The organism is Alteromonas sp. MMG017 (genome assembly GCF_018100795.1).
Taxonomy (GTDB): Bacteria; Pseudomonadota; Gammaproteobacteria; order Enterobacterales; family Alteromonadaceae; genus Alteromonas.
Genome location: NZ_JAGJDY010000075.1, coordinates 1 through 422 on the forward strand (window position 1 = coordinate 1; position 422 = coordinate 422).

The window sequence follows — 422 nt, forward strand, 5'->3', positions numbered from 1 at the left end:
CATATAACTTTTAAATAAGGGGCGCAGGCATGTGGGGCATAATGGCGAAGCCGCCCCGCATGTATGCGTCCCAGCGAACGTAGTGAGTGACTTAATTTTTTTGTTATGTGCCATCGCTTGATACTTCTACGAAAAAACCACTAACTTCCTGGCCTTTAATTTTTGCACACCACCGTTTATAAAACGGATACGCTACTAAGGCCATCATAACGCCATTAACAACCGAAACTACAGGTGTTGCGACCACTGAAATTAAATCGACTATGGTAGGTTCTCCGAAAAGCGCAATAATAAAAATGAGAACTCCGAATACTAGTCCACCTATAAAGTTGATGGTTGCAGATATTTTGATAAGTGATTTTAAGCTGAGTTGAGTATGAAAAATTCTAGTCATAGGTTTCTAGTTCTAAGTGGCACATAAC

Annotated in this window: 1 protein-coding gene; it reads right to left on the reverse strand. The window is 40.3% G+C overall.

Going from position 1 to position 422, the window contains the following annotated elements:
• Positions 1-103: 103 nt before the first annotated feature.
• Positions 104-394 carry a hypothetical protein gene (locus J8L84_RS20285; RefSeq protein ID WP_211072285.1) on the reverse strand — a complete coding sequence of 97 codons (291 nt, stop codon included), beginning with the start codon at positions 392-394 and terminating at the stop codon, positions 104-106.
• Positions 395-422 lie beyond the last annotated feature (28 nt).

Excerpts from the sequence above, each read along its gene's own strand:
- J8L84_RS20285 (WP_211072285.1), bottom strand. The coding sequence starts at position 394 with ATGACTAGAATTTTTCATACTCAACTCAGCTTAAAATCACTTATCAAA.